The sequence below is a fragment of the Aeromicrobium sp. P2_G6 genome, from assembly GCF_056403535.1.
The window spans coordinates 77,388-98,734 of the sequence record NZ_JBFUFH010000004.1 but is presented as its reverse complement, the minus strand read 5'-3'; the positions used below and the strand labels follow the sequence as shown (position 1 = coordinate 98,734).

General features: G+C 68.1%; 27 protein-coding genes and 1 riboswitch. Of the genes, 21 read left to right on the top strand and 6 right to left on the bottom strand.

Annotated features, from left to right (window positions below):
• Window positions 1–26: 26 nt before the first annotated feature.
• Window positions 27–389, top strand: coding sequence for a hypothetical protein (locus AC1DVU_RS13855; RefSeq protein WP_476923039.1), 363 nt, complete (start codon window positions 27–29; stop codon window positions 387–389).
• Between the two features lie 3 nt (window positions 390–392).
• Here the strand turns inward: AC1DVU_RS13855 and AC1DVU_RS13850 are convergent, their stop codons facing one another.
• On the bottom strand, window positions 393–797 hold the full coding sequence (locus AC1DVU_RS13850; RefSeq protein WP_476923038.1) for a YybH family protein: 405 nt from the start codon (window positions 795–797) through the stop codon (window positions 393–395).
• 112 nt (window positions 798–909) lie between these two features.
• On the opposite strand from AC1DVU_RS13850, the gene AC1DVU_RS13845 reads away from it, so the two are divergent.
• Window positions 910–1,506, top strand: coding sequence for an LOG family protein (locus AC1DVU_RS13845; protein WP_476923037.1), 597 nt, complete (start codon window positions 910–912; stop codon window positions 1,504–1,506).
• Complete coding sequence (locus tag AC1DVU_RS13840; protein WP_476923036.1) at window positions 1,503–1,904, top strand: NUDIX hydrolase; 402 nt, start codon at window positions 1,503–1,505, stop codon at window positions 1,902–1,904. Before AC1DVU_RS13845 ends, AC1DVU_RS13840 begins: the two co-directional genes overlap by 4 nt.
• Here AC1DVU_RS13840 and AC1DVU_RS13835 read toward each other — a convergent pair.
• On the bottom strand, window positions 1,901–2,272 hold the full coding sequence (locus AC1DVU_RS13835; RefSeq protein WP_476923035.1) for an RNA-binding S4 domain-containing protein: 372 nt from the start codon (window positions 2,270–2,272) through the stop codon (window positions 1,901–1,903). The two genes, AC1DVU_RS13840 and AC1DVU_RS13835, sit on opposite strands and share 4 nt — an antisense overlap.
• Entirely contained in the window at window positions 2,269–2,922 is a 654-nt protein-coding gene (locus tag AC1DVU_RS13830) for an HAD-IA family hydrolase (protein ID WP_476923034.1), read from the bottom strand. Before AC1DVU_RS13830 ends, AC1DVU_RS13835 begins: the two co-directional genes overlap by 4 nt.
• A 50-nt stretch (window positions 2,923–2,972) precedes the next feature.
• Between AC1DVU_RS13830 and AC1DVU_RS13825 the strand changes: the two genes are divergently transcribed.
• From AC1DVU_RS13825 to AC1DVU_RS13810, 4 genes are all read left to right on the top strand, one after another.
• The gene (locus AC1DVU_RS13825) at window positions 2,973–3,206 is read left to right on the top strand and encodes an RNA-binding S4 domain-containing protein (RefSeq protein WP_476923033.1); all 234 of its coding nucleotides are present in this window, start codon (window positions 2,973–2,975) and stop codon (window positions 3,204–3,206) included.
• Window positions 3,207–3,268: 62 nt separating this feature from the next.
• Complete coding sequence (locus tag AC1DVU_RS13820) at window positions 3,269–4,300, top strand: LLM class flavin-dependent oxidoreductase (RefSeq protein WP_476923032.1); 1,032 nt, start codon at window positions 3,269–3,271, stop codon at window positions 4,298–4,300.
• A gap of 10 nt (window positions 4,301–4,310) precedes the next feature.
• Window positions 4,311–5,348, top strand: coding sequence for a Gfo/Idh/MocA family protein (locus tag AC1DVU_RS13815; RefSeq protein ID WP_476923031.1), 1,038 nt, complete (start codon window positions 4,311–4,313; stop codon window positions 5,346–5,348).
• Between the two features lie 23 nt (window positions 5,349–5,371).
• Window positions 5,372–6,175 carry a spermidine synthase gene (locus tag AC1DVU_RS13810; RefSeq protein WP_476923378.1) on the top strand — a complete coding sequence of 268 codons (804 nt, stop codon included), beginning with the start codon at window positions 5,372–5,374 and terminating at the stop codon, window positions 6,173–6,175.
• Between the two features lie 3 nt (window positions 6,176–6,178).
• On the opposite strand, the gene rocD is transcribed toward AC1DVU_RS13810, so the two are convergent.
• Window positions 6,179–7,393 (bottom strand): ornithine--oxo-acid transaminase, encoded by a 1,215-nt coding sequence (gene rocD / locus AC1DVU_RS13805; protein WP_476923030.1) that lies wholly within the window; start codon window positions 7,391–7,393, stop codon window positions 6,179–6,181.
• Between the two features lie 118 nt (window positions 7,394–7,511).
• On the opposite strand from rocD, the gene AC1DVU_RS13800 reads away from it, so the two are divergent.
• From AC1DVU_RS13800 to AC1DVU_RS13785, 4 genes are read left to right on the top strand one after another with little or no spacing between them, the layout of a single operon-like run.
• Window positions 7,512–8,039 carry a hypothetical protein gene (locus tag AC1DVU_RS13800; RefSeq protein WP_476923029.1) on the top strand — a complete coding sequence of 176 codons (528 nt, stop codon included), beginning with the start codon at window positions 7,512–7,514 and terminating at the stop codon, window positions 8,037–8,039.
• 37 nt (window positions 8,040–8,076) lie between these two features.
• Window positions 8,077–8,757: a YcnI family copper-binding membrane protein gene (locus AC1DVU_RS13795; RefSeq protein WP_476923028.1), complete on the top strand. Its 681-nt coding sequence runs from the start codon at window positions 8,077–8,079 to the stop codon at window positions 8,755–8,757.
• Window positions 8,750–9,262 carry a copper resistance CopC family protein gene (locus tag AC1DVU_RS13790; protein ID WP_476923027.1) on the top strand — a complete coding sequence of 171 codons (513 nt, stop codon included), beginning with the start codon at window positions 8,750–8,752 and terminating at the stop codon, window positions 9,260–9,262. Before AC1DVU_RS13795 ends, AC1DVU_RS13790 begins: the two co-directional genes overlap by 8 nt.
• Window positions 9,243–11,201 carry a bifunctional copper resistance protein CopD/cytochrome c oxidase assembly protein gene (locus AC1DVU_RS13785; protein WP_476923026.1) on the top strand — a complete coding sequence of 653 codons (1,959 nt, stop codon included), beginning with the start codon at window positions 9,243–9,245 and terminating at the stop codon, window positions 11,199–11,201. Before AC1DVU_RS13790 ends, AC1DVU_RS13785 begins: the two co-directional genes overlap by 20 nt.
• A 35-nt stretch (window positions 11,202–11,236) precedes the next feature.
• Here AC1DVU_RS13785 and AC1DVU_RS13780 read toward each other — a convergent pair whose 3' ends face one another.
• A complete protein-coding gene (locus AC1DVU_RS13780) occupies window positions 11,237–11,854 on the bottom strand; it encodes a superoxide dismutase (RefSeq protein ID WP_476923025.1) in 618 nt (205 codons plus the stop codon).
• 212 nt (window positions 11,855–12,066) lie between these two features.
• Here AC1DVU_RS13780 and clsA point away from each other — a divergent pair, with 212 nt between their 5' ends.
• The 10 genes from clsA (at window position 12,067) to gcvP (ending at window position 20,430) form a co-directional block, all read left to right on the top strand.
• Complete coding sequence (gene clsA, locus AC1DVU_RS13775) at window positions 12,067–12,642, top strand: cardiolipin synthase ClsA (protein WP_476923024.1); 576 nt, start codon at window positions 12,067–12,069, stop codon at window positions 12,640–12,642.
• 1 nt (window position 12,643) lies between these two features.
• Window positions 12,644–13,441 carry a DUF881 domain-containing protein gene (locus AC1DVU_RS13770; protein ID WP_476923023.1) on the top strand — a complete coding sequence of 266 codons (798 nt, stop codon included), beginning with the start codon at window positions 12,644–12,646 and terminating at the stop codon, window positions 13,439–13,441.
• Window positions 13,438–13,770, top strand: coding sequence for a small basic family protein (locus tag AC1DVU_RS13765; RefSeq protein WP_476923022.1), 333 nt, complete (start codon window positions 13,438–13,440; stop codon window positions 13,768–13,770). Before AC1DVU_RS13770 ends, AC1DVU_RS13765 begins: the two co-directional genes overlap by 4 nt.
• Complete coding sequence (locus AC1DVU_RS13760) at window positions 13,763–14,467, top strand: DUF881 domain-containing protein (RefSeq protein ID WP_476923021.1); 705 nt, start codon at window positions 13,763–13,765, stop codon at window positions 14,465–14,467. The genes AC1DVU_RS13765 and AC1DVU_RS13760 overlap by 8 nt, the downstream gene beginning before the upstream one ends.
• An 18-nt stretch (window positions 14,468–14,485) precedes the next feature.
• Complete coding sequence (gene gcvH / locus AC1DVU_RS13755) at window positions 14,486–14,863, top strand: glycine cleavage system protein GcvH (protein ID WP_476923020.1); 378 nt, start codon at window positions 14,486–14,488, stop codon at window positions 14,861–14,863.
• Window positions 14,864–14,963: 100 nt separating this feature from the next.
• A complete protein-coding gene (locus AC1DVU_RS13750; protein ID WP_476923019.1) occupies window positions 14,964–15,416 on the top strand; it encodes an FHA domain-containing protein in 453 nt (150 codons plus the stop codon).
• Window positions 15,413–16,132, top strand: a complete 720-nt coding sequence (gene ftsR / locus AC1DVU_RS13745; RefSeq protein ID WP_476923018.1) for a transcriptional regulator FtsR — start codon at window positions 15,413–15,415, stop codon at window positions 16,130–16,132. Before AC1DVU_RS13750 ends, ftsR begins: the two co-directional genes overlap by 4 nt.
• A 4-nt stretch (window positions 16,133–16,136) precedes the next feature.
• On the top strand, window positions 16,137–16,616 hold the full coding sequence (locus tag AC1DVU_RS13740; protein ID WP_476923017.1) for a bifunctional nuclease family protein: 480 nt from the start codon (window positions 16,137–16,139) through the stop codon (window positions 16,614–16,616).
• 165 nt (window positions 16,617–16,781) lie between these two features.
• Window positions 16,782–17,366 carry a MerR family transcriptional regulator gene (locus tag AC1DVU_RS13735; protein ID WP_476923016.1) on the top strand — a complete coding sequence of 195 codons (585 nt, stop codon included), beginning with the start codon at window positions 16,782–16,784 and terminating at the stop codon, window positions 17,364–17,366.
• 71 nt (window positions 17,367–17,437) lie between these two features.
• Window positions 17,438–17,526, top strand: a riboswitch (glycine riboswitch).
• Window positions 17,527–17,610: 84 nt separating this feature from the next.
• Window positions 17,611–20,430, top strand: coding sequence for an aminomethyl-transferring glycine dehydrogenase (gene gcvP / locus AC1DVU_RS13730; protein ID WP_476923015.1), 2,820 nt, complete (start codon window positions 17,611–17,613; stop codon window positions 20,428–20,430).
• A gap of 94 nt (window positions 20,431–20,524) precedes the next feature.
• Here gcvP and AC1DVU_RS13725 read toward each other — a convergent pair whose 3' ends face one another.
• Window positions 20,525–21,271: an alpha/beta fold hydrolase gene (locus AC1DVU_RS13725; protein ID WP_476923014.1), complete on the bottom strand. Its 747-nt coding sequence runs from the start codon at window positions 21,269–21,271 to the stop codon at window positions 20,525–20,527.
• Window positions 21,272–21,347: the final 76 nt, after the last annotated feature.

Below are 21,347 nucleotides of genomic sequence, written 5' to 3'. Positions count from 1 at the left end.
CACGAGCTCAGGCCTAGAGTGACTGCATGACTGACGAGCCCACTCCCATCGCGTACACCGCCCTTGAGCCCGGCACGCCCGTGCAGTCCAGCGACGGCGAGCAGTTCGGCACGGTCGTCGCGGTCCTGGTGGTCGAGGAGGTCAGCGTGTTCGACGGCATCGTCGTCGAGACATCCGGCGGCACACGGTTCGTGGACGCCGATCACGTCGGCACCATCACGACGGCGTACGTACGCACGACGCTGTCAGCGGACGGGGCGGCGCAGCTGCCGGAGCCCGAGGAGAGCGCGCCGGTCTTCCGTGCGGATGCGAGGGACGACACCGGCAGCTCCCTGTCCGACCGATTCGGCCGGCTGTTCGGCCGCGGCAAGTGGAAACGCGAGGAGTAGCGCTCAGTCCTCCTCAGCCACGGTGTCGGCGTGCCGGTGCACCACCTTCCACTCGCCGTCCTCGCGGCGATAGATCTGCGTCGCTCGCAGCGTGTACGTCCGAGGCGCGCCATTGACCGACGCCGTCGTGTGCTCGTAGCCCACGGTGTACGCCATGTCGCCCTGCACGTCCGCCGCGACAACCTCGTGGGTGTATGACGTGCAGTCGGCGAAAGTCGTCTCGAGGAAGCGGAAAAGATCCCTGACATCCTTCTGGCCCACGGCGGACTTCCAGGCGCCGAGGACTGTCACCGGCTCACGGGTCGACCAGATGGCCGCTCGCTGAGCCGCATCACCGTTGTGCAGCGCCAGCTCGGCGTCGTGGAGACGGGTCTCGACCCAGCCGAGGAACTCGTCGCGTTCGCTCATGTCGTACCTCCGACGATCAGCCCCTCTTCGATTGAAACCCCGGACCGCGGACGGCACAAGCGGTCCGCGGGTCGGTGGCGAGGTCGACGCCTCAGCGCGAGAGGATGACGCCATGGCATTGGCATCGATCGCAATCTTCTGCGGATCCAGCTTCGGCAACGATCCCGCATACGCCGAGGCGGCCCGGCACACCGGGCGTACTCTCGCCGAGCGCGACATCACGGTTGTGTACGGCGGCGGGCACGTGGGGCTGATGGGCACCGTCGCGGATGCCGCGCTGGAGGCCGGCGGACGCGTCATCGGGGTCATCCCACGGCAGCTGGACGACCGTGAGCTCGCGCACCACGACCTGACCGAGCTGCACGTCGTCGAGTCGATGCACGAGCGCAAGGCGTTGATGGCCGAGCTCTCGGACGCGTTCATCGCGCTGCCGGGCGGCGCCGGGACGCTCGAGGAGATCGCCGAGCAGTGGACGTGGGCGCAGCTGACGATCCACACGAAGCCCTCGGGATTCCTCGACGTGGCCGGGTTCTGGTCGCCGATGCGTGATCTCCTCGCTGGCATGGTCGGCTCCGGGTTCGTGCGTGAGGAGCAGTCCGGGATCGTGTCGTTCGCCGACGACCTCGACACGCTGTTGGAGATGCTCGATGCCCCGCCGTCATGGACCGACAAGTGGGGTCGCGCGAATGACGAGGTGCCGCAGCCGTGACGCCACCGGTGATCCACGTCGCGGCGGCGTTGACGGTCGATGCCGCTGGACGCGCGCTGATGGTCCGCAAGCACGACACGACGGTGTTCATGCAGCCCGGCGGCAAGATCGAGCCCGGTGAGTCGCCGCTGGACTGCCTCCGGCGAGAGCTGTTCGAGGAGCTGGGGCTCGACCTGGCAGCTGATGAGTTCACGTGGCTCGGCACGTTCGAGGAGGACGCCGCCAACGAGCCCGGTCACCGGGTGCTCGCCGAGGTGTTCCGCCTGACAATCGATGCCGCGACCCCTGTTGTTGCCGCGGAGATCGCCGAGAGCATCTGGGTCGATCCGGCGGCGCCGGGCAACATCGACCTGGCACCGCTCAGCAGCCAGGCGCTGTTGCCGCTCCTGCTCGTCTAGCGCCGACGCAGCCGGTCGAGCGCTCGGCGTTCGCGCTTGGTGGGCCGTCCGGCTCCACGGTCGCGCCGCGGCATGATCGCGACCTCCTCCTTGGGCGGCGGCGGGGGAGTGTGGTCCTCGTAGCACTCGACGGCGACGGCCGCCCCGACTCGCTTGACGATGATCTTCGTGACGACGACGATCCGCATGCCGCCCTCGGTCAGGGCCTCGATGCGGTCGCCGATCTTGACCGGCTGGGCGGGCTTGGCCTTGGCGCCGTTGATGCGCACGTGCCCGGCCTTGCACTCCGTCGACGCGAGCGATCGCGTCTTGTAGAGGCGTACGGAGGAGATCCAGACGTCGGCGCGGGCTGTCGTGGGTCCGGTCACGCCGTGTCCAGGGTGATGACGACCTCACCGGCGTCCACGGCAGCGCGGGTCGCGGTGAAGTCGGGAATGCGATGGAGCCCGTCGGCAGCCGGACCGTCGTATGCGCCCACGACGACGACCTGCGCCCCAGATTTCCGTGCGGACTCGATGCCGGCCGGAGCGTCCTCGAACACCACCGTCTCCGCGGGGTCACGTCCCAGCAGTGAGGCCGCACGCAGATAGCCCTCGGGATCAGGCTTGCCGTTGGCCACGTCCTCCGCTGGTACGACGACGGGTGGCAGTGGGACACCCGCTTCGGCCATCCGGGTCTTGGCGAGCAGGAGCGGAGCCGAGGTCACGAGCGCCGTGAGCTCGGAGGGGATCGACGCGACGAAGGCCGCGGCGCCCGGGACCTCGAGGATGCCGTCCGGTGTCTCGATCTCGGTGTTCGCGAGCTCCATCACGAGCGCTTCATGATCGACCCCAGCCGGGGCGAAACGGCGTACGGTGTCGATCGTCTGCCGCCCGTGCGAGAAGCCGAGGACATCGGCAGTGACCAGGCCGAAGCGTTCCGCGAAATGCGTCCATATTGCTTCCACGACCGCGTTTGAATCGACCAGCGTGCCGTCCATGTCGAAGATCACGGCTCGGGCGCGGACCGTTTGCTCCATGTGATCGATCCTCGCACGCGGCCGGACGGGCGCCGTGGCAGGCTGGGCGCATGACCTCAGACGACATCGACATCGTCCCGATCACCGGCGACATGATCCGCCTGGGACAGTTCCTCAAGTTCGCCAACTTCGCGGAGTCCGGCGCCGCGGCGGGCGAGCTCATCCAGGGTGGCGACGTCCGGGTCGACGGCGAGGTCGAGACGCGTCGGGGCCGCCAGCTCGGCAAGGGCATGCTCATTGAGGTCCAGCTGCCCGGTACGACGCTCCGTGCGAAGGTCGGCTGACCCGCGGGAACAGCGTGGCCGGAGTCGGTGTTGAACCGGCGTACCTCAACCCGGGAGATGACATGGCACAGCTCGAGCTCGGCCTCGACACGTTCGGTGACGTGACGTTCGGCGACGAGGGCGTGCCTCTGCCGTACGACGAGGTCATTCGCAACATCGTCGACCAGGCGGTGCTGGCTGATGAACTGGGTCTCGCGTTCTTCGGTGTGGGTGAGCATCATCGCGAGGACTTCGCCGTCACCGCTCCCGAAGTGGTGCTCGCTGCCATCGCCGCGCGTACGACCAACATTCACCTCGGCACGGCTGTCACGGTGCTGAGCTCCGACGACCCGATCCGCGTCTACGAGCGCTTCGCGACGCTCGATGCGCTGTCGAACGGCCGTGCGGAGGTCATCCTCGGCCGCGGCTCGTTCACCGAGTCGTTCCCGTTGTTCGGTTTTGACCTCGGCCAGTACGAGGAGCTGTTCAGCGAGAAGCTCGACCTGTTCGCGGCGTTGCGCGAGGAGGGCCCGATCGTCTGGTCGGGCAACCTGCGGCCGCCGCTCGACGGCCAGGAAGTCTTCCCCAAGACCGCCGCGGGGAGCCTCAAGACCTGGATCGGAGTCGGCGGGAGCCCGGAGTCGGTCATCCGAGCCGCCCGCTACGGCATCCCGCTGATGCTCGCGATCATCGGCGGCCCGCCGGCGCAGTTCGCCCCGTACGCCGACCTCTACCGGCAGGCGCTCGAGCAGCTCGGCAAGCCGCAGCTTCCGATCGGCGTCCACTCGCCCGGACACGTCGCCGACACGGACGAGCAGGCGCGCGACGAGCTCTGGCCCCACTACGAGGTGCAGCGCACGCGGATCGGCCGTGAGCGTGGCTGGCCGCCGGCGAGCCGCGAGGAGTTCGAGGCGTCGGCGGGTCCCGAGGGCGCGTTGTACGTCGGGTCGCCGCAGACCGTCGCCGACAAGATCGTGCGCAACACCAAGATCCTCGGCATCGACCGCTTCGACCTCAAGTTCAGCAACGGCACGCTGCCGCACGACAAGCTCATGCGCAGCATCGAGCTGTACGGCCGTGAGGTCGTGCCGCTCGTCCACGCGACGCTCGCCTAGAGTCCTCGTCATGGACCTTGCCGTGCTGCCGACCCCGCGTACGCCAGACCCGATGGACGCGCCGCCGCTGCGATGGGGCGTCATGGGGCCGGGCTGGATCGCCGGGAAGTTCGTCGAGTCGTTGCAGGCCCACACCCGCCAAGAGGTCGTCGCCGTGGGATCACGGGAGATCTCACGCGCGCAGGACTTCGCGACGCGCTACGCGATCCCGACTGCGGTCGGGAGCTATGCCGAGCTCGCGGGGCTGCCGGAGGTCGACATCGTCTACGTGGCGACCCCGCATCCAGCCCACCTCGAGCACGCCTTGCTGAGCCTCGAGTCGGGCAAGCATGTGCTGGTCGAGAAGCCGATCGGGCTCAGTGCGTACCAGGCCCGCGAGATCGCCACGGCGGCGGAGCCAGCCGGGCTCTACTGCGCTGAGGCGCTCTGGACGATGTTCCTGCCCAAGTGGGACGTGGTCCGCCAGGTGGTGGAGCTCGGGGGCCTCGGTGAGGTCACGTCGGTCCACTCCGAGTACGGCGAGTCGTTCCCTGAGGGTCACCGGGTGTTCGACCCCGTCCTGGCCGGGGGGCCCTTGCTGGACCTTGGTATCTACCCGCTCGCCTTTGTCACCTCGCTGCTCGGCCCGCACGAGTCGATTGCCGCCCTTGGCCAGAAGGATCCGCACGGGGTCAACGGGCAGCTCGGCGCCACGATGACCCATGCCGGCGGCACGTTGTCGGTCGTCGCGACGACGTTGCACGGCTTTCTGGCCAACCAGGTCACGATCGTCGGCACCAAGGGCGTGCTGACCGTCGAGCCGACCCACCACAGCCCCGGCCCGTTGACCCTTCGCTACGCCGAACGCACGCTGACATACGACGAGCCACGCGGCGACCAAGCGTCCGGGCTCCACTTCCAGGCGGTGGAGGCCGCCCGGCGTATCGCAGCGGGGGAGACGCAGACGCCGCTGTGGACGCTCGAGTCGTCGATCATCGCCCTCGAGGCGTCCGACGAGATCCGGCGGCAGATCGGTGACGACCTGGCCGCCGCCGGCCTGCACGAATGACGGCCGACGGCGACCCGGGACGCTTGATCGAGATCGTCCAGGACCGGGATCGCCCGTCGGGTCATACGCTCCGGATCGACGGGACGGACCAGTCGCACGTCGACCTCGACGACCCGAGCCGGCTCGAGTTCGACTACATGCAGCGCATCGCGGACGTCATCGACGCGCTGGGCAGCGCCGGCAAGCCTCTACGGTTCGTGCACATCGGGGGAGCGGCCATGACGATCCCTCGGTATGTCTCGGTGTCGCGGCCAACGTCCGCGCAGATCGTGCTCGAGCCCGACGAGCGGGTCACCGCGCTCGTCCGCGAGCAGCTCCCGCTGCCCCGGCACAGCGGCATCAAGGTGCGGGCGATCGACGGGCGCGCGGGGATCGCCGCTCTCCGTCCGGACTTCGCCGATGTCGTGATCCTCGACGCGTACGACGGCGCCCGGATCCCCGCGGAGCTGTCAACCGCCGAGTTCTTCGCCGATCTGGCCAGAGTCGTCGTCGATCATGGCGTCGTGCTGCTCAACCTCGCCGACCGGGCGCCGTTCCCGTACGTGCGCCGGGTGGTCCGCGGGGTGCGCGACAGCTTCGACCAGGTCATGATCAGCGCCGAGCCCGCAACGCTCAAGGGCCGCCGGTTCGGCAACGTCCTCGTCTCCGCCTCGCAGTCACCGTTGCCGTGGGAGGCGCTGGCCAGGCGCGCCGCGAGCTCGCCGTTGCCCTATCGCGTGCTGCCCTATCGCGACGTCGTCGAGAAGTTCGCCGGCAAGACGCCGTTCACTGACGCAGACGCCGAGCGGTCGCCGGCGCCGCCCGGCGGGGCGACCTTCTTCAGCTGACGGTCAGGCGTGCAGCGCGTCCGCCAGTGCGTCGACGGCGTTGTCGATCTCCTCGCGGGTGATGACCAGCGGGGGAGCGATGCGGAGCGTACGTTCGTGGGTCTCCTTGCAGAGCACGCCGCGATCCCGCAGGGCCATCGAGACCTCGCGGCCGGTCTTGGCCGCCGGGTCGATGTCGATGCCGGCCCACAGGCCGCGCCCACGTACGGTGACGAGACCCTTGCCGACCAGCTCGTTGAGCCGGCCGTGCAGGTGCTCACCGAGATCCCGCGAGCGCTCCTGGAACTCGCCGGTGCCGAGCAGGTTGACCACGGCACGACCGACGGCGCAGGCGACGGGATAGCCGCCGAACGTCGACCCGTGCTGGCCGGGCTTGAGCACGCCGAGCACATCCGCGCGACCCACGACCGCGGAGACCGGGATGATGCCGCCGCCGAGCGCCTTGCCGAGCGTGTAGAGGTCGGCTCGGACATCGTCATGGTCGAGCGCGAACAGCTTGCCGGTGCGGGCCAGGCCCGACTGGATCTCGTCGGCGACGAGCAGGACCTCGTTCTCGTCGCACAGTGCACGCACGCCCGCGAAGAATCCCTCGGGCGGCACGATGACGCCGGCCTCGCCCTGGATGGGCTCCATCAGCACGGCAGCGGTGTTGGGGGTGATCGCCGCGCGAACGGCCTCGAGGTCGCCGTAGGGGACCGTGATGAAACCGGGCGTGAACGGGCCGTAGTTGTCGTGCGCGACCGGGTCGTCGGAGAACGACACGATCGTCGTCGTGCGCCCGTGGAAGTTGCCGGCGGCGACGATGATCTCGGCGCGGTCGAACTCGACACCCTTGACCTCGTACGCCCACTTGCGGGCGACCTTGATCGCCGACTCGACGGCTTCGGCACCTGTGTTCATCGTCAGCACCATCTCGGTGCCCGTCAGTGCGGCGAGGTCACGGCAGAACGCACCGAACTGGTCGTTGTGGAACGCACGGGAGGTCAGCGTGAGGCGGTCGAGCTGGCTGCGCGCCGCGTCGAGCAGAGCGGGATGACGGTGACCGAAGTTGAGCGCCGAGTAGCCCGACAGGAAGTCGAGATAACGGTTGCCATCGACGTCCGTGACCCAAGCGCCCTCGGCCTCGGCGATCACGACCGGAAGGGGGTGATAGTTGTGCGCACCCCACTGCTCGTCGAGGGTGATGAAGGACGCGGTGTCGTGTGGGGTTGCTGCCATGTGACCCACGGTACATACGTGTGAGGCTCACCTCGAACACCGGCATTCCGGACAGTGATCGCGTCGTCATGTCCCCGCCGGTGCACGCCTTCGCGAACCCGCTCGATAGCCTGAGGTCGTGCCCGGAACTGCGTTCGATGTCGCGCTGCGGCCGGCCGCACGTCCCGTCCGGCTCGTACGCTCGACAGCCGCCGCGCTCGCCTGCGTCGCCGCCGCGGCGGTCGGCCACACGGGCGCCGGCGGCACGATCGGTCCCGTAGCCGTCCTCACCACCTTCGCAGGCGCAGCAGCCATCGCATGGTTGCTCTCGGCCCGCCGGGTCACCCCCGGCCAGCTGCTCGGTCTGCTGATCCTCTGCCAGGTCTGCGTCCACCTCGGCTGCTCGACGGGGGAGATGTCGATGTCTGCGTCGATGCTGGCCGCCCACGCCGCTGCAACGGCCGCCAGCGCGCTGATGCTCGCCCGCGGCGAGGCATTCGTGTGGCAGCTTGCCGAGCGACTCGGCCTGCGTGTCGATCCCCATGGGGTCGAGGTCGCTCCGGTCCCGTCATGGCGGCCGCTGCCTGCGGTCATCGCCCCGCGATCTCTCCAAGACGTACGCCTGGCGCACTCGCGCGCCGAGAGGGGACCGCCGAGCGGGTTCTGACCCCGCTCCGCATCTCCCCACACAGAAAGTACGTTCCATGAATCGCATCACCGCGCGGCTGTCCGCTGCGCTCTTCTCGGTTGCCCTGGTGGGCATTGCCGGCCCGGCCTTCGCCCACGTCTCCGTCTCCTCGACGGACGCCGCACCAGGCGAATTCGGCAAGGCAGTGTTCCGGGTGCCGACCGAGTCCGAGACCGCCTCGACGACCAAGCTGGCAGTGACGCTGCCTCAGGACACGCCGTTCGCCTTCGTCAGCGCCCAGAGCAAGCCCGGCTGGAAGGTCACCATCAAGGAAGCCAAGCTCGACAAGCCGACCAAGGTCGGTGACTTCGACCTCACCAAGGCCGTACGCACCATCACGTGGACGTCGACCGGCGACGGCATCCCGCCGTCAGAGTTCGACGAGTTCGCCATCTCCGGCGGGCCGTTCCCCGACACCGACAAGATCGCCTTCAGCGCCGAGCAGACGTACAGCGACGGCAAGGTCGTGGCCTGGGACCAGGTGCAGAAGGGCGACACCGAGCCCGAGCACCCGGCGCCGACGCTGGCCCTCAAGCAACCCGTCGACGAGGCGTCAGGCGACGGCAGTGCGTACTCCAGCGAGCTGGCGATGACGTACGACCACGACAACACGGCTCGGTGGCTCGGCGGTGCCGCGCTCGCGGTGGCGGCCGTCGCGCTGGTTGTGGTGCTGCGGGAGAATCGACGTCGTGCATAACGTCGTCCTCCGTGTGGCTCTCCTGAGCCTCGCCCTGCTGTTCGTGGGGTCGGGCCCGGCGTCGGCGCATGCGTCGCTCGTCGGGTCCGACCCCGAGGACGGCGCCGCGCTCGCCGCTGCGCCGTCGGCGATCACCTTCACGTTCAGCGAGAACATCGGCAACCCGGCCTACATCGCGGTGACCGCGCCCGACGGGAGCACGGTTGACGTCGGCGAGGTGCGGGCGATCGACAACAAGGTCACGACCACGCTGCCCGAGGTCGACCAGAAGGGTCGCTACACGGCGTCCTACCGCGTGGTGTCCGCAGACGGCCACCCCGTGGAGGGCACGATCCACTACACGACGACGACCGGCCGCGCCGTCGAGCAGGTGGCGGCGCCCGAGGAGAAGACCTTCATCCATCGACACCGCGCCCACCTGTTCTGGGGGATCCTCGCGGCTGCCGTCGCGATCGCGCTGCTGCTGGCCCCACTGAGGAGGCGAGATGACAAGAAGCACCCGTGACGTGCTCCTGGCGTTCCTCCTCGCCGTCGTGGTCCTCGTCCTGTRCCTCGAGGCCGGGGGAGGAGCGCCGCAGCCCGTGGTGCCCAACATTCCGAGCCCGGGCGAGTTCGTCGGCTGGGCGGTGCCGTTCACCAAGCTCTTGACGGATGCGGCGGCCGTCTTCGTCATCGGTTTCCTCGCCGCTGCAGTGTTCCTGCTGCCGTCGACCCAGCAGGGGGTCGAGGGCCTCTCGGTCCAGGCCGTACGCATCGCCGCGCGTTGGGCCGTCGTGTGGTCGGCCGCCAGCGTGTTCTACTTCTTCGTCAAGGTCGCCGACACGTTCGCCAAGCCGCTCAACGGGTTGTCCTCGGCCTTCATCACGGGCTATGTCGACACCTCCGAGGGACGCGCGATCCTGCTGCAGGCCCTCGCCGCCGGGCTGGTGGCCATTGCCGCCCGATGGACACTCGGCACCAAGCCGCTGGCGGCGATCCTCGGTGTCGCCCTGGCCGCGATGGCGCCGATCGCGCTGACCGGCCACACCGCCTCGTCGGGGTCGCACGACCTGGCCACGACCAGCCTGCTCCTGCACCTCGTCGGTGTGACGCTGTGGGTCGGCGGACTCGCTGCCCTGGGTTGGGTCGCACTGCGTGGCAGCAAGCGCCTCGAAGCCGCCATCGCCCGCTTCTCGACGCTCGCGTTGTGGGCGTTCGTCATCATCGGCACCTCCGGCTCGATCAACGCCTCGGTCCGGCTCGGCTCGTTCGGCGAGCTGTTCGGCTCGGCGTACGGTCGGCTCGTCGTGCTCAAGGTCGTCGCATTGGCCGGCCTCGGCGTGCTCGGCCATCTGCAACGCCGTCGCATCGCCCGCCAGGGGTCGGGATTCCTGCGCCTGGCACTCACCGAGCTCTTCATCATGAGTGCGACGGTCGGCCTTGCGGTCGCCCTCTCGCGCACCCCCACCCCGGTCGGCGAGCATGTCCTCAACACCCCGGTCGAGGAGCTGCTGGGCGGGCCGATGCCGGCCGCGCCGACCGTCCTGCGCCTCTTGTGGGGCTGGTCCGGCAACGGCATCGGGCTGGCGATCGTCGGCCTCGGCACGGCGCTCTACCTGCGCGGAGTCTGGGCGATGCGCCGGCGCGGCGACGCGTGGCCGGTCGGGCGTACGATCTCGTGGCTGCTCGGCATGGTGATCATCGCGTGGGCCACGTTCGGCGGCCTGGGTGTCTACTCACACGTGCTGTTCAGCGCCCACATGGCGTCGCACATGCTTCTGTCGATGGTCGCGCCGATCTTCCTGGTGCTCGGCGCCCCCATGACGCTGGCGCTGCGCACGTTGCCGGGTCCGAGGCAGGCCGGCGAGGTGTCGCCGCGCACCATGTTGCTGGCCTTCCTGCACTCGCGATTCTCGCGATTCTTCACGCACCCGCTGATCGGACCGGTGCTGTTCGTCGGCAGCCTCTACGGCCTCTACTTCAGCGGTGCGTTCGAGACCCTCATGGGCAACCATTGGGGCCACTCGATCATGGAACTGCACTTCCTCGCGGTCGGCACCCTGTTCTACTACGTGCTGATCGGTATCGACCCCGCCCCGCGCGCGATCGCCCCGCTCGTCCGGTTCGGGATGCTGCTGGTCACCCTGCCGTTCCACGCGTTCTTCGCGGTCGCCGTCATGTCCTCCAACGAGGTGTTCGCCGGCGACTACTGGCGAGAGCTCCACCGGCCCTACCGCACGGATCTGCTCGCGGACCAGTACCTCGGCGGCGGCATGGCCTGGGCGATGGGGGAGATCCCGCTGGTTCTCGTCATGGGCGCGATCCTCGTGCAGTGGTTCCGGTCGGACGCCCGCGAGGCGAAGCGGTTCGACCGCTCCGAGAGTCGTACGGGCGACGAGCAGCTCGAGGCTTACAACGCCCGCCTGCGCGACCTCGCCGAACATGGCAAACGGCGGGACCCCTAGAAACTTCCAGGGATCCCGCCGTCGGCTGTGGCCGGTCAGAAGATGATCTGGCCGCCGGAGGTTGCCGCGCTGAAGCGCCGCTGGGCGTCGGCCCAGTTGGCGATGTTCCACCACGCCTTGACGTAGTCGCCCTTGACGTTGAGGTAGTCGAGGTAGAACGCGTGCTCCCACATGTCCAGCTGGATGATCGGGATCAGCGTCGCCGGGATGTTGTTCTGCTGGTCGAACAGCTGCACGTTGATGAGCCGCTGGCCCAGCGTGTCCCAAGCCAGGATCGCCCAGCCGGAGCCCTGCAGGCCGAGCGCAGACGCCTCGAACTGCGCGCGGAACGCGTCGAACGAGCCGAAGTTGTCGTCGATCGCGGCACCCAGCTCGCCGTCGGGCTTGTCGCCGCCCTCGGGGGAGAGGTTGGTCCAGAAGATCGAGTGGTTGATGTGACCGCCGAGGTTGAACGCGAGGTTCTTCTCCAGCAGGTTGATCGTGTCGTGGGCCCCGGTGCTGCGCGCCTCGTCGAGCTTCTCGAGCGCGGTGTTCAGGCCGTTGACGTAGTTCTGATGGTGCTTCGAGTGATGAAGCTCCATGATCTTGCCCGAAATGTGCGGATCCAGTGCGCCGTAGTCGTACGGCAGATCCGGAAGTGTGTAGTCAGCCACGATCCTCCTCGGGACGTGGGCACCTCGTGTGCCCGGTGTGTAGTTGTATGCGTTTCAACCTTCAGTCTGTCAGTCCTGTTCCCGCGCGCAACGGCGGTGCCCAACCCGTGGGCACCAGGCCCGTGTCCGCGGGCAGATGACCTGCACGCATGTCCTAGTCTGTCTGTGGACATTCCGGGGGAAACAACCACGACGCAATGAGGAGGATCGAGATGGAGGAGCGCATCCTCACGATCCCCAACGCGTTGAGCTTCGTACGCCTGCTGCTCGTCCCGGTGTTCCTGTGGCTCGTGCTCGGGCCCAAGTACGACGAGCTGGCACTGGCCGTCCTGATGGTCTCGGGCATCACCGACTACCTCGACGGCAAGCTGGCCCGCCGGCTCAACCAGACCTCCAAGATCGGCGCGATCCTCGACCCCGTGGCGGACCGGTTCTTCATCCTGGCCGTCGTGATCGGACTCGGGTATCGCGACATCATCCCGTGGTGGCTCGCCGTGATCCTGCCGCTGCGCGACGTCTTCCTGTTCAGCCTCGTGCCCTTCCTGCGCACGCGCGGCTACAGCTCACTGCCGGTCCACTTCCTCGGCAAGGCGGCCACCGCGAGCCTGCTCTACGCCTTCCCGCTGCTGCTGCTGGGCGACGCGACCGGCACGGTCGCCGACCTCGCCAACGTGTTCGGCTGGGCCTTCACGATCTGGGGCGTGGCGCTCTACTGGTGGGGCGGCATCCTGTATGCCTTCCAGGTGCGCCGGCTCATGACCACGACGGCGCCCGTCGTCCGGAGCTGACATGACCGAGCAGGAGGCGCCGACGCGGGCCGAGGGCCTGCTCGAGCAGATCGCCGACACGGCGCTGGACGACGACTACTACGTCGTACGCGCCGGGGACTACGCCCAGTCCCGGGAGTTCAACACGCCGCTCACGGGGCTCGTCCTGGCGGCGTTCGCGCTGCTCGTCATGATGGCGGCGGTGCAGACCCGCAACGACCGACCCGCGACGCAGCGAGAGCGTGACACGCTCATCAGCGACGTCGCTTCGCGCAAGGAGCTCCAGGCCACTCGCGAGGCGACCGCCGAGCGGCTGCGCCAGGAGGTCGCCGACCTGTCGGCCTCTGCCGACCGCTTCGACCCCGACTACCAGAACCTGCGCATCGAGTCCGGGGACATTCCGGCCACCGGCCAGGGGATCACCGTCGTGGCCAGCCCGAGCTCGCTCGGCAACACCGACGGCAGCATCAGCGACGACGACCTCCAGATCCTGGTCAACGGGCTCTGGTATGCCGGCGCCGAGGCCGTCGCGATCAACGGACAGCGCATCGGCAGCACGACCGGCATCCACTATGCGAACGGTGCGATCAACGTCAACTTCACCGACATCGCGCCGCCCTACACCGTCGTGGCCATCGGAGCGAGCGACACGTTGATGCAGCGGTTCGAGGACAATCCGGCCGGGCACTACTGGGCGTCACGCCAAAAGGATGCTGCCGTGCAGTTCGGCATGTCACCATCGTCTGACCTCTCCGTTCCCGCAGTACCGAAGAAGCGCATGACGATCCGCCATGCGACAGCCATCAAGGGGGAAGAATGATCCCGGTCATAGGCCTTGCCATCGGCATCGTGGCCGGACTGCTCCTCAAGCCGACCGTGCCCACCGATCTGCAGCCGTACCTTCCGATCGCGATCGTCGCTGCCCTCGACGCTGTGATCGGAGCGCTGCGTGCGCTCGGCGAGCGCCGCTTCAACGATCGCGTCTTCGTGGTGTCGTTCATCTCGAACGTCCTGATCGCCGCGTTCATGGTCTACCTCGGCGACCAGCTCGGCGTGGGCTCGCAGCTCTCGACCGGCGTTGTCGTCGTGCTCGGCATCCGCATCTTCGCCAACGCCGCCGCGATCCGGCGGAGGATCTTCCATGCCTGACGAGCCACGACGTTCCTTCCGCCGACCGACGCTCTCGCAGGTCATCGTCGCCATCCTGATCGGCGGTCTCGCGTTCGCCATGGTGGTGCAGGTGCGTCGTGACGACACCGAAAACTATTCCAACGTCCGCGGCGACGACCTGGTCGTGCTGCTCAAGTCCCTCGACGCCGCCAACGAACGTCTCGGCACGCAGATCGACGAGCTGACCGCCACGCGTGACGGCCTGCTCAACAGCACGCAACGCTCCGAGCAGGCCGAGAAGCAGGCCAAGCTGCGGGCGCAGCAGCTGGCGATCCTGGCCGGCACCTCGGGCGCGACCGGCCCCGGTGTCGAGGTCGTGATCGACGATCCCAGCAAGAACATCGACGCATCGGCGCTCCTCGATGCCATCGAGACGCTCCGGGACGCCGGTGCCGAGGCGATCGTGATCAACGGTGTCGCACGCGTCGTCGCCCAGACGTACTTCCTCGACGACGACGAGGAGATCCGGGTCGACGGCCGCGAGATCAAAAGGCCTTACCGGATCGAGGCGATAGGCGACGCCTCGGTGCTGGCGGGGGCGGTACGCTTTCCCGGCGGACTCATCGAGGGCATCTCGACGCGAGGCGGCACGGCGACCGTGAACCAGAAGGACAAGGTCACGATCACGGCGCTGGCCGACGTCAAGACACCTGAGTACGCTCGTCCATCATCCTGACCTGGCTAGGAGCACGCGGTGATCCCTGAGGACCTCTACTACAGCGAAGAGCACGAGTGGGTGCGCCTCGACGAGGACATCGCGACGATCGGCATCACCGACTTCGCCCAGGACCAGCTCGGCGACATCGTCTACGTCGAGCTGCCCGCCGTGGGGGACCGGGTCGAGGCCGGAGCCGTCATCGGCGAGCTCGAGTCGACCAAGTCGGTGTCTGACATCTTCTCCCCGCTCTCCGGTGAGATCGTGTCCCGCAACGATTCCCTCGACGGCGGACCTGAAGTCATCAACTCCGACCCGTACGGCGAGGGCTGGTTGATCAAGGTGCGCACGGTCGAGGAGGACCCCACCGCCTCGTTGCTCGAGGCAGAGGCCTACTCGGCGCTCGTCTCCGACTGAACGGCCGCCCGATCACGGCGTGTCGTGCACACCCGGGGTGCTAAGTTGGAGATGAAGTCTCAACCCGCACTCAAGACCGCGACCTACAGGAGTGAACCCGATGTCAACGCCGGACCACGAGCCCGACGAAACCGCCGGACCGGTGCCTCCGAGCGATGACACGACGCACATCCCGATGCTCGATGCCGACACCGAGGAGATGACCGCGTCCGACGTCTCGGCGGTCGAGAACCTTCCGGCCGGCAGCGCGATGCTGCTCGTGCAGCGCGGACCCGACTCGGGCGCGCGCTTCCTGCTCGACAGCGATGTGGTGACCGTGGGGCGGCATCCGGACAGCGACATCTTCCTCGACGACATCAGCGTCTCGCGTCGGCACGCGACGTTCACCCGCAGTGGCGCGGGCTACTCGATCGCCGACCTCGGCAGCCTCAACGGCAGCTACGTCAACCGTGACCGCATCGACAGCGAAGTGACGCTGTCGGGCGGCGATGAGGTGCAGATCGGCAAGTATCGCCTGATCTACTTCGCCGGAGCCCTGAAGGGTCAAGCGTGACTGAGCCGCTGCCGGAGCTTTCCCGCCTCGGCATCGGCAAGGTGCTCGACGAGCTCCTGCCGGAGTTCCCGGACCTGACGATCACCAAGATCCGCTACCTCGAGTCCGAAGGGCTGCTGGAGCCGGAGCGTACGTCCTCGGGCTATCGCAAATTCTCGTTCGGTGACGTCGAGCGGCTGCGGTTCATCCTGCGCCAGCAGCGCGACAAGTTCTGGCCGCTCGGGCACATCCGCCAGGTGCTCGACGACATGGATCGCGGGGTCGTCCCGGACACCCACGTGGGCAGCACGACCCGGGTGCCGCGTCTGAGCCTGGCATCCGACGGGTTGCCGACGGCTGAGACGTTCGCCGAGCCCAAGAGCCACGTGCGACTCTCGCGCGAGGAGCTGCTCGAATCGGCCGGCATCGGCTCCGACACGCTCGCCGCGATCGAGGAGTTCGGCCTGATCGTGCGCCGGCCCACCCAGACGTACTACGACGGCGAAGCCCTCCAGGTGGCCGCACTGGTGGGGGAGTTCGTCGAGCTCGGCATCGAGCCTCGGCACCTGCGCATCTTCAGCACGGCAGCGGACCGGGAGGTCGCGCTGTTCGAGCAGGTCGTGACGCCCAGGGCCCGCCAGCTCGACAAGGAAGCCAGCGAGCAGGCCGTGTCGGCCCTGGCGGCGCTCTCCGTGCGGCTGCAGAGCGTCCTCGTCAGAAGCCGATTGCGCGGTTAGACCGATGCGCGAGGTGGAGGTCGTCGGAGTGCGGGTCGAGATGCCGACCAATCAGCCGCTGGTCCTCCTGAGGGAGCTCGACGGTGGGCGCTACCTGCCGATCTGGATCGGCGCGGTCGAGGCCTCGGCCATCGCGTATGCCCAGCAGGGGACCGTGACGGCCCGCCCGCTGACGCACGAGCTGATGCAACGCATCATCGACGCACTCGGTGACGAGCTCAACGAGGTGCAGATCATCGACGTGCGCGACGGCATCTTCTACGCGTCCCTGATCTTCGCCTCGGGCGCCGAGGTCGAAGCACGTCCGTCCGACTCGATCGCGCTGGCACTGCGCTCGGGCGCCCGGATCCTGTGCGCCGAGGACGTGCTCGACGAAGCCGGCATCATGGCGACGACGGACGAGGATGAGGAGATCGAGAAGTTCCGAGAGTTCCTCGACGAGATCAGTCCTGAAGACTTCGAGAAGCCTCCGCCGGAGGAGTGAGTCTCAAGTCTTACTTGAGGGTTGAGGGTTCGCGACACGCCCGGTTTTGCGCTCGGTCGTTGCTTTGGCAAAGTCTCACCTTTACCTTGAGAGAACTACCGAACGTACACGGATGTAGTTCGTGGAGGTAGTCTTCCCCAATACAAGCATTGGAAGGCATTTCGGATGATCGAGTCACGCGACGACGACGTCACAGCCACCACGGAAGCCGTGGCGGAGGCCAACGACCAGGGCCTGCTGTTCACCGACGATGTCTCCCCGCTCCCTGAGGACGCGGGATTCCGCGGTCCCACGGCGTGCAGCGCCGCCGGGATCACCTATCGCCAGCTCGACTACTGGGCGCGCACCGGGCTGGTCGAGCCGACCGTACGCTCCGCGACCGGGTCGGGCACGCAGCGCCTCTACTCGTTCAAGGACATCTTGCTGCTCAAGATCATCAAGCGTCTGCTCGACGCCGGTGTCTCGCTGCAGCAGATCCGCATCGCGATCGACCACCTGCGCGTCCGCGGCACCGACGACCTGACCCAGGTCACGCTCATGAGCGACGGTGCCAGCGTCTACGAATGCCGTTCCGCCGATGAGGTCATCGATCTCCTGCAGGGTGGTCAAGGTGTTTTCGGCATCGCGATCGGTGGTGTGTGGAAGGAGATCGAGGGCTCGCTCCACGAGCTCCCGAGCGAGCGTGCCGTCGAGATCAACCTCGCCGACGACGAGCTCGCTGCACGTCGTCGCGCCCGCCTGTCGTCCTGAGGGGTCCAACGCGCCGGAGTTCCACCATGTGGGAGTCCGGCCGTTCTGCCTTGATAGACTGAGTGTGCTGTCGACCGCGCGTGGGAGAGTTCGCCCAGGCGGCGCCGAAGGGGCAATTCCTCCCCGGAACCTCTCAGGCACCAAGGACCACGCGACCGAGGCAATTCTGAAGCACTCTGCCCCAACGGGAGCGTGACAGAAGGGGAGGGGCAGTTTCGACGCCTCTACCCCTTGGAGTTCGCCCGTGTCACATGATTTCGCCGACCGTCACATCGGCCCCAGCAGCTCCGACCAGGACGCGATGGTCCGACGCGTGGGCTACGACTCCCTCGACGCCCTGATGGCCGCCGCAGTTCCTTCAGGCATCCGCAGTGCCGGTGCCCTCAACCTGCCGCCCGCCCAGACCGAGCCAGAAGCCCTGGCAACGCTGCGCGCCCTCGCCGAGCGCAACAACCCCGGCGTCGCGATGATCGGGCTGGGCTATCACCCGACCGTGACGCCAGCGGTGATCCGCCGCAACGTGCTGGAGGACCCGTCCTGGTACACCGCCTACACGCCCTACCAGCCGGAGATCTCGCAGGGCCGGCTCGAGGCGCTGATCAACTTCCAGACCGTGATCGCCGACCTGACCGGGCTGACGACGGCAAACTCGTCGCTGCTCGACGAGGGCACCGCCGTCGCCGAGTCCATGACGCTGATCCGTCGCGCGACCAAGGGCAAGGACGCGCTGCCGATCATCGTCGACGCTGGCCTGCTCCCGCAGACGCTCGCAGTGACGCACACCCGCGCAGAGGCGCTCGGGATCGAGCTCGTCGAGGCCGACCTCGCCGCTGGAGTGCCTGACATCGAGGCGGCCGGCACGATCATCGCCTACCCGCGCACCGACGGACAGATCGTCGACCCCAAGCCGGCCATCGACGCAGCACACGCGTCGGGCGGACTGGCGGTCGTGGTCGCAGACCCGCTGGCGCTCGTGCTCCTTGCGTCGCCGGGCTCGCTGGGCGCCGATGTCGTCGTCGGCTCGAGCCAGCGCTTCGGAGTCCCGATGTTCTACGGCGGACCCCATGCGGGATTCATGGCCGTGCGTGAGGGTCTGGAACGGCACCTGCCCGGCCGTCTGGTCGGCGTGTCCGTCGACAGCGCGGGCCGTCCGGCGTACCGGTTGGCCCTGCAGACTCGTGAGCAGCACATCCGCCGCGAGAAGGCGACGTCCAACATCTGCACGGCGCAGGTCCTGCTCGCGGTTGCGGCGTCGATGTACGCGGTCTACCACGGGCCCGACGGCCTGAGGAAGATCGCCAGCCGCGTCAACGAGTCCGCCCGGCTGCTCGCCGCAGGACTGCGGAACGGTGGCGTGGCAGTTGCCGAGAACGGTTTCTTCGACACTGTCGTCGCTGAGGTCCCCGGCTCGGCCGTCGGCATTGTCGGCAAGGCCCGGGAAGCGGGTGTGCACCTGCGACTGGTTGACGCGGACCACGTGGGTATCACGACCAGCGAGACGACGACCCGCGCCGACATCGACGCTGTGTGGAACGCGTTCGGCGTTCACGGTGCCACCGAGGCTCCGGAGTCGCTGCCGCCGTCGCTCCTGCGTACGGACGAGATCCTGACGCACCCGGTGTTCCACGAGCACCACAGCGAGACGCAGATGCTGCGCTACCTCCGCAAGCTGAGCGATCGCGACTATGCGCTGGACCGCGGCATGATCCCGTTGGGTTCGTGCACCATGAAGCTCAACGCGACGGCCGAGATGGAGCCGATCAGCTGGCCGGGCTTCGCCGACCTGCACCCGTTCGTGCCCGCGGAGGACGCCGCCGGGATGATCGAGCTCGTCGAGACGCTCGAGTCGTGGCTCGCCGAGGTCACGGGATACGCCGCCGTGTCGATCCAGCCCAACGCCGGCTCGCAGGGTGAGTTCGCGGGCCTGCTGGCGATTCGGGCGTACCACCTGAGCCGCGGCGAGCACCACCGCAACGTGTGCCTGATCCCGGCCTCGGCCCACGGCACCAACGCTGCGTCGGCGGTCATGGCCGGCATGCGCGTCGTCATCGTGAAGTCGACCGATCAGGGCGAGATCGACCTGGTGGACCTGCAAGCCCAGTGCGACGAGCATTCTGAGGACCTCGCGGCGATCATGGTGACGTACCCCTCGACGCACGGCGTCTACGAGCACGGCATCACCGAGCTCTGCGAGATCGTGCACAGCCACGGCGGCCAGGTCTACGTCGACGGTGCCAACCTCAACGCGCTGCTCGGTCACGCCGCCCCCGGCAAGTTCGGCGGCGACGTCTCGCACCTCAACCTGCACAAGACGTTCTGCATCCCGCACGGCGGCGGCGGGCCCGGTGTCGGCCCTGTCGCGGTGGCGGAGCACCTCGTCCCGTTCCTCCCCACCCACCCGCTGCACCCCATCGAGAGCAAGCGCGAGGGGATCGGAGCGATCAGCGCCGCCCCCTACGGATCTGCCGGCATCCTGCCGATCCCGTACGCGTACATTGCGATGATGGGGGCCGAGGGGCTGACCGACGCGACGTCGGTGGCGGTGCTGTCGGCCAACTACATCGCCAAGCGCCTCGAGGGTGCGTTTCCGGTGCTCTACACGGGTGACAACGACCTGGTGGCCCACGAGTGCATCCTCGACCTCCGGCCGCTCACGAAGGCGTCAGGACTCAGCATCGACGATGTCGCGAAGCGGCTCATCGACTACGGATTCCACGCGCCGACCATGAGCTTCCCGGTGCCCGGCACGCTGATGGTCGAGCCCACGGAGTCCGAGGACCTCGCCGAGCTCGACCGCTTCTGCGACGCGATGCTCGCGATCCGTGCCGAGATCGACGCCGTGACGGCGGGGGAGTACCCCGATGGGGACAACCCCCTCGTGAACGCGCCTCACACGATGCGCGACCTGCTCGACTGGAAGCACGCGTATGAGATCAGCGTCGGCGCGTTCCCGGCCGGCACGACCGAGGACAAGTACTGGCCGCCCGTCGGCCGGATCGACCAGGCGTACGGCGACCGCAACCTGGCCTGCTCCTGCCCCCCGATCGAAGCCTTCGCGGAGTAGTAGCCGGCCGCGCTCGTTCCTCGCGCTCACTCCGATCAGCGAGTGGCCGCTGGTCGAGTGCCGCCGAGGGACGAGGCGGTGTATCGAGACCCCGTCACCTCAGGGTGGCGAACCAGGTGATGATCTGGTCGACGACGGGGGCGGGGGTCTTGACCCACATGACGTGGTGGGTCGTGCCGCCCTCGGGGACTGCGTCCTTCGTGTAGACCCAACGCGTGGTGCGCTCGGGGTCGAGGAACTTCTCGACGAACGCCTTGTTGGCCTTCGAGACGGCGTACGTGTCGCCCTGCAGCTGCACGACGAGCGACGGCGTCGTGATTCGGTGAGGTACGTCGAACGGTGGCTTGCCGGTGCGTACGAACCGCGCCCACTCGCGCATCAACGTCCGTGCGCCGGGCGCACCGAAGAACGGCTTGGGCAGGTAGCCGCGCACCCGCGTGACGACCGGAACGGTCATCCCGATGAACAGCACCGGCAGCCCGCCGCGGGGGTATGACCGGAAGTGCGGCACCGAGGCCCCGACCGTCACGAAACCGTCGCTGACCGGATGCTGCAGCTCGTGACCGGCGCCGATCTGGGAGCCGAGGCTGTGACCCAGCAGGATCACCGGGCGATCCGGCTGGTCCGCGCGGGCCTTGGCGACCTCGTCGGCGATGGCCGTGATCTCGTCGGCGTAGCTCCAGTCGTGAGACCGCGAGGCGATCGGCTCACCCCGCTCGAAGCCGCGAGTCGAGAGCGCCTTGGCCTCCCAGCCGCGTTGCTCGAACTCGGCGACGAGGGGCCGGTAGAACGCGGACGGCACCGCCATCGCGGCGGAGATCAGGATGAGTGGCGCGGGCATGCCGCACATTATGACACCAGCGCTGTCATCGTCGGATCCGCGTACGGACAGGCAGTCGCGTGCCCTACGATCATCA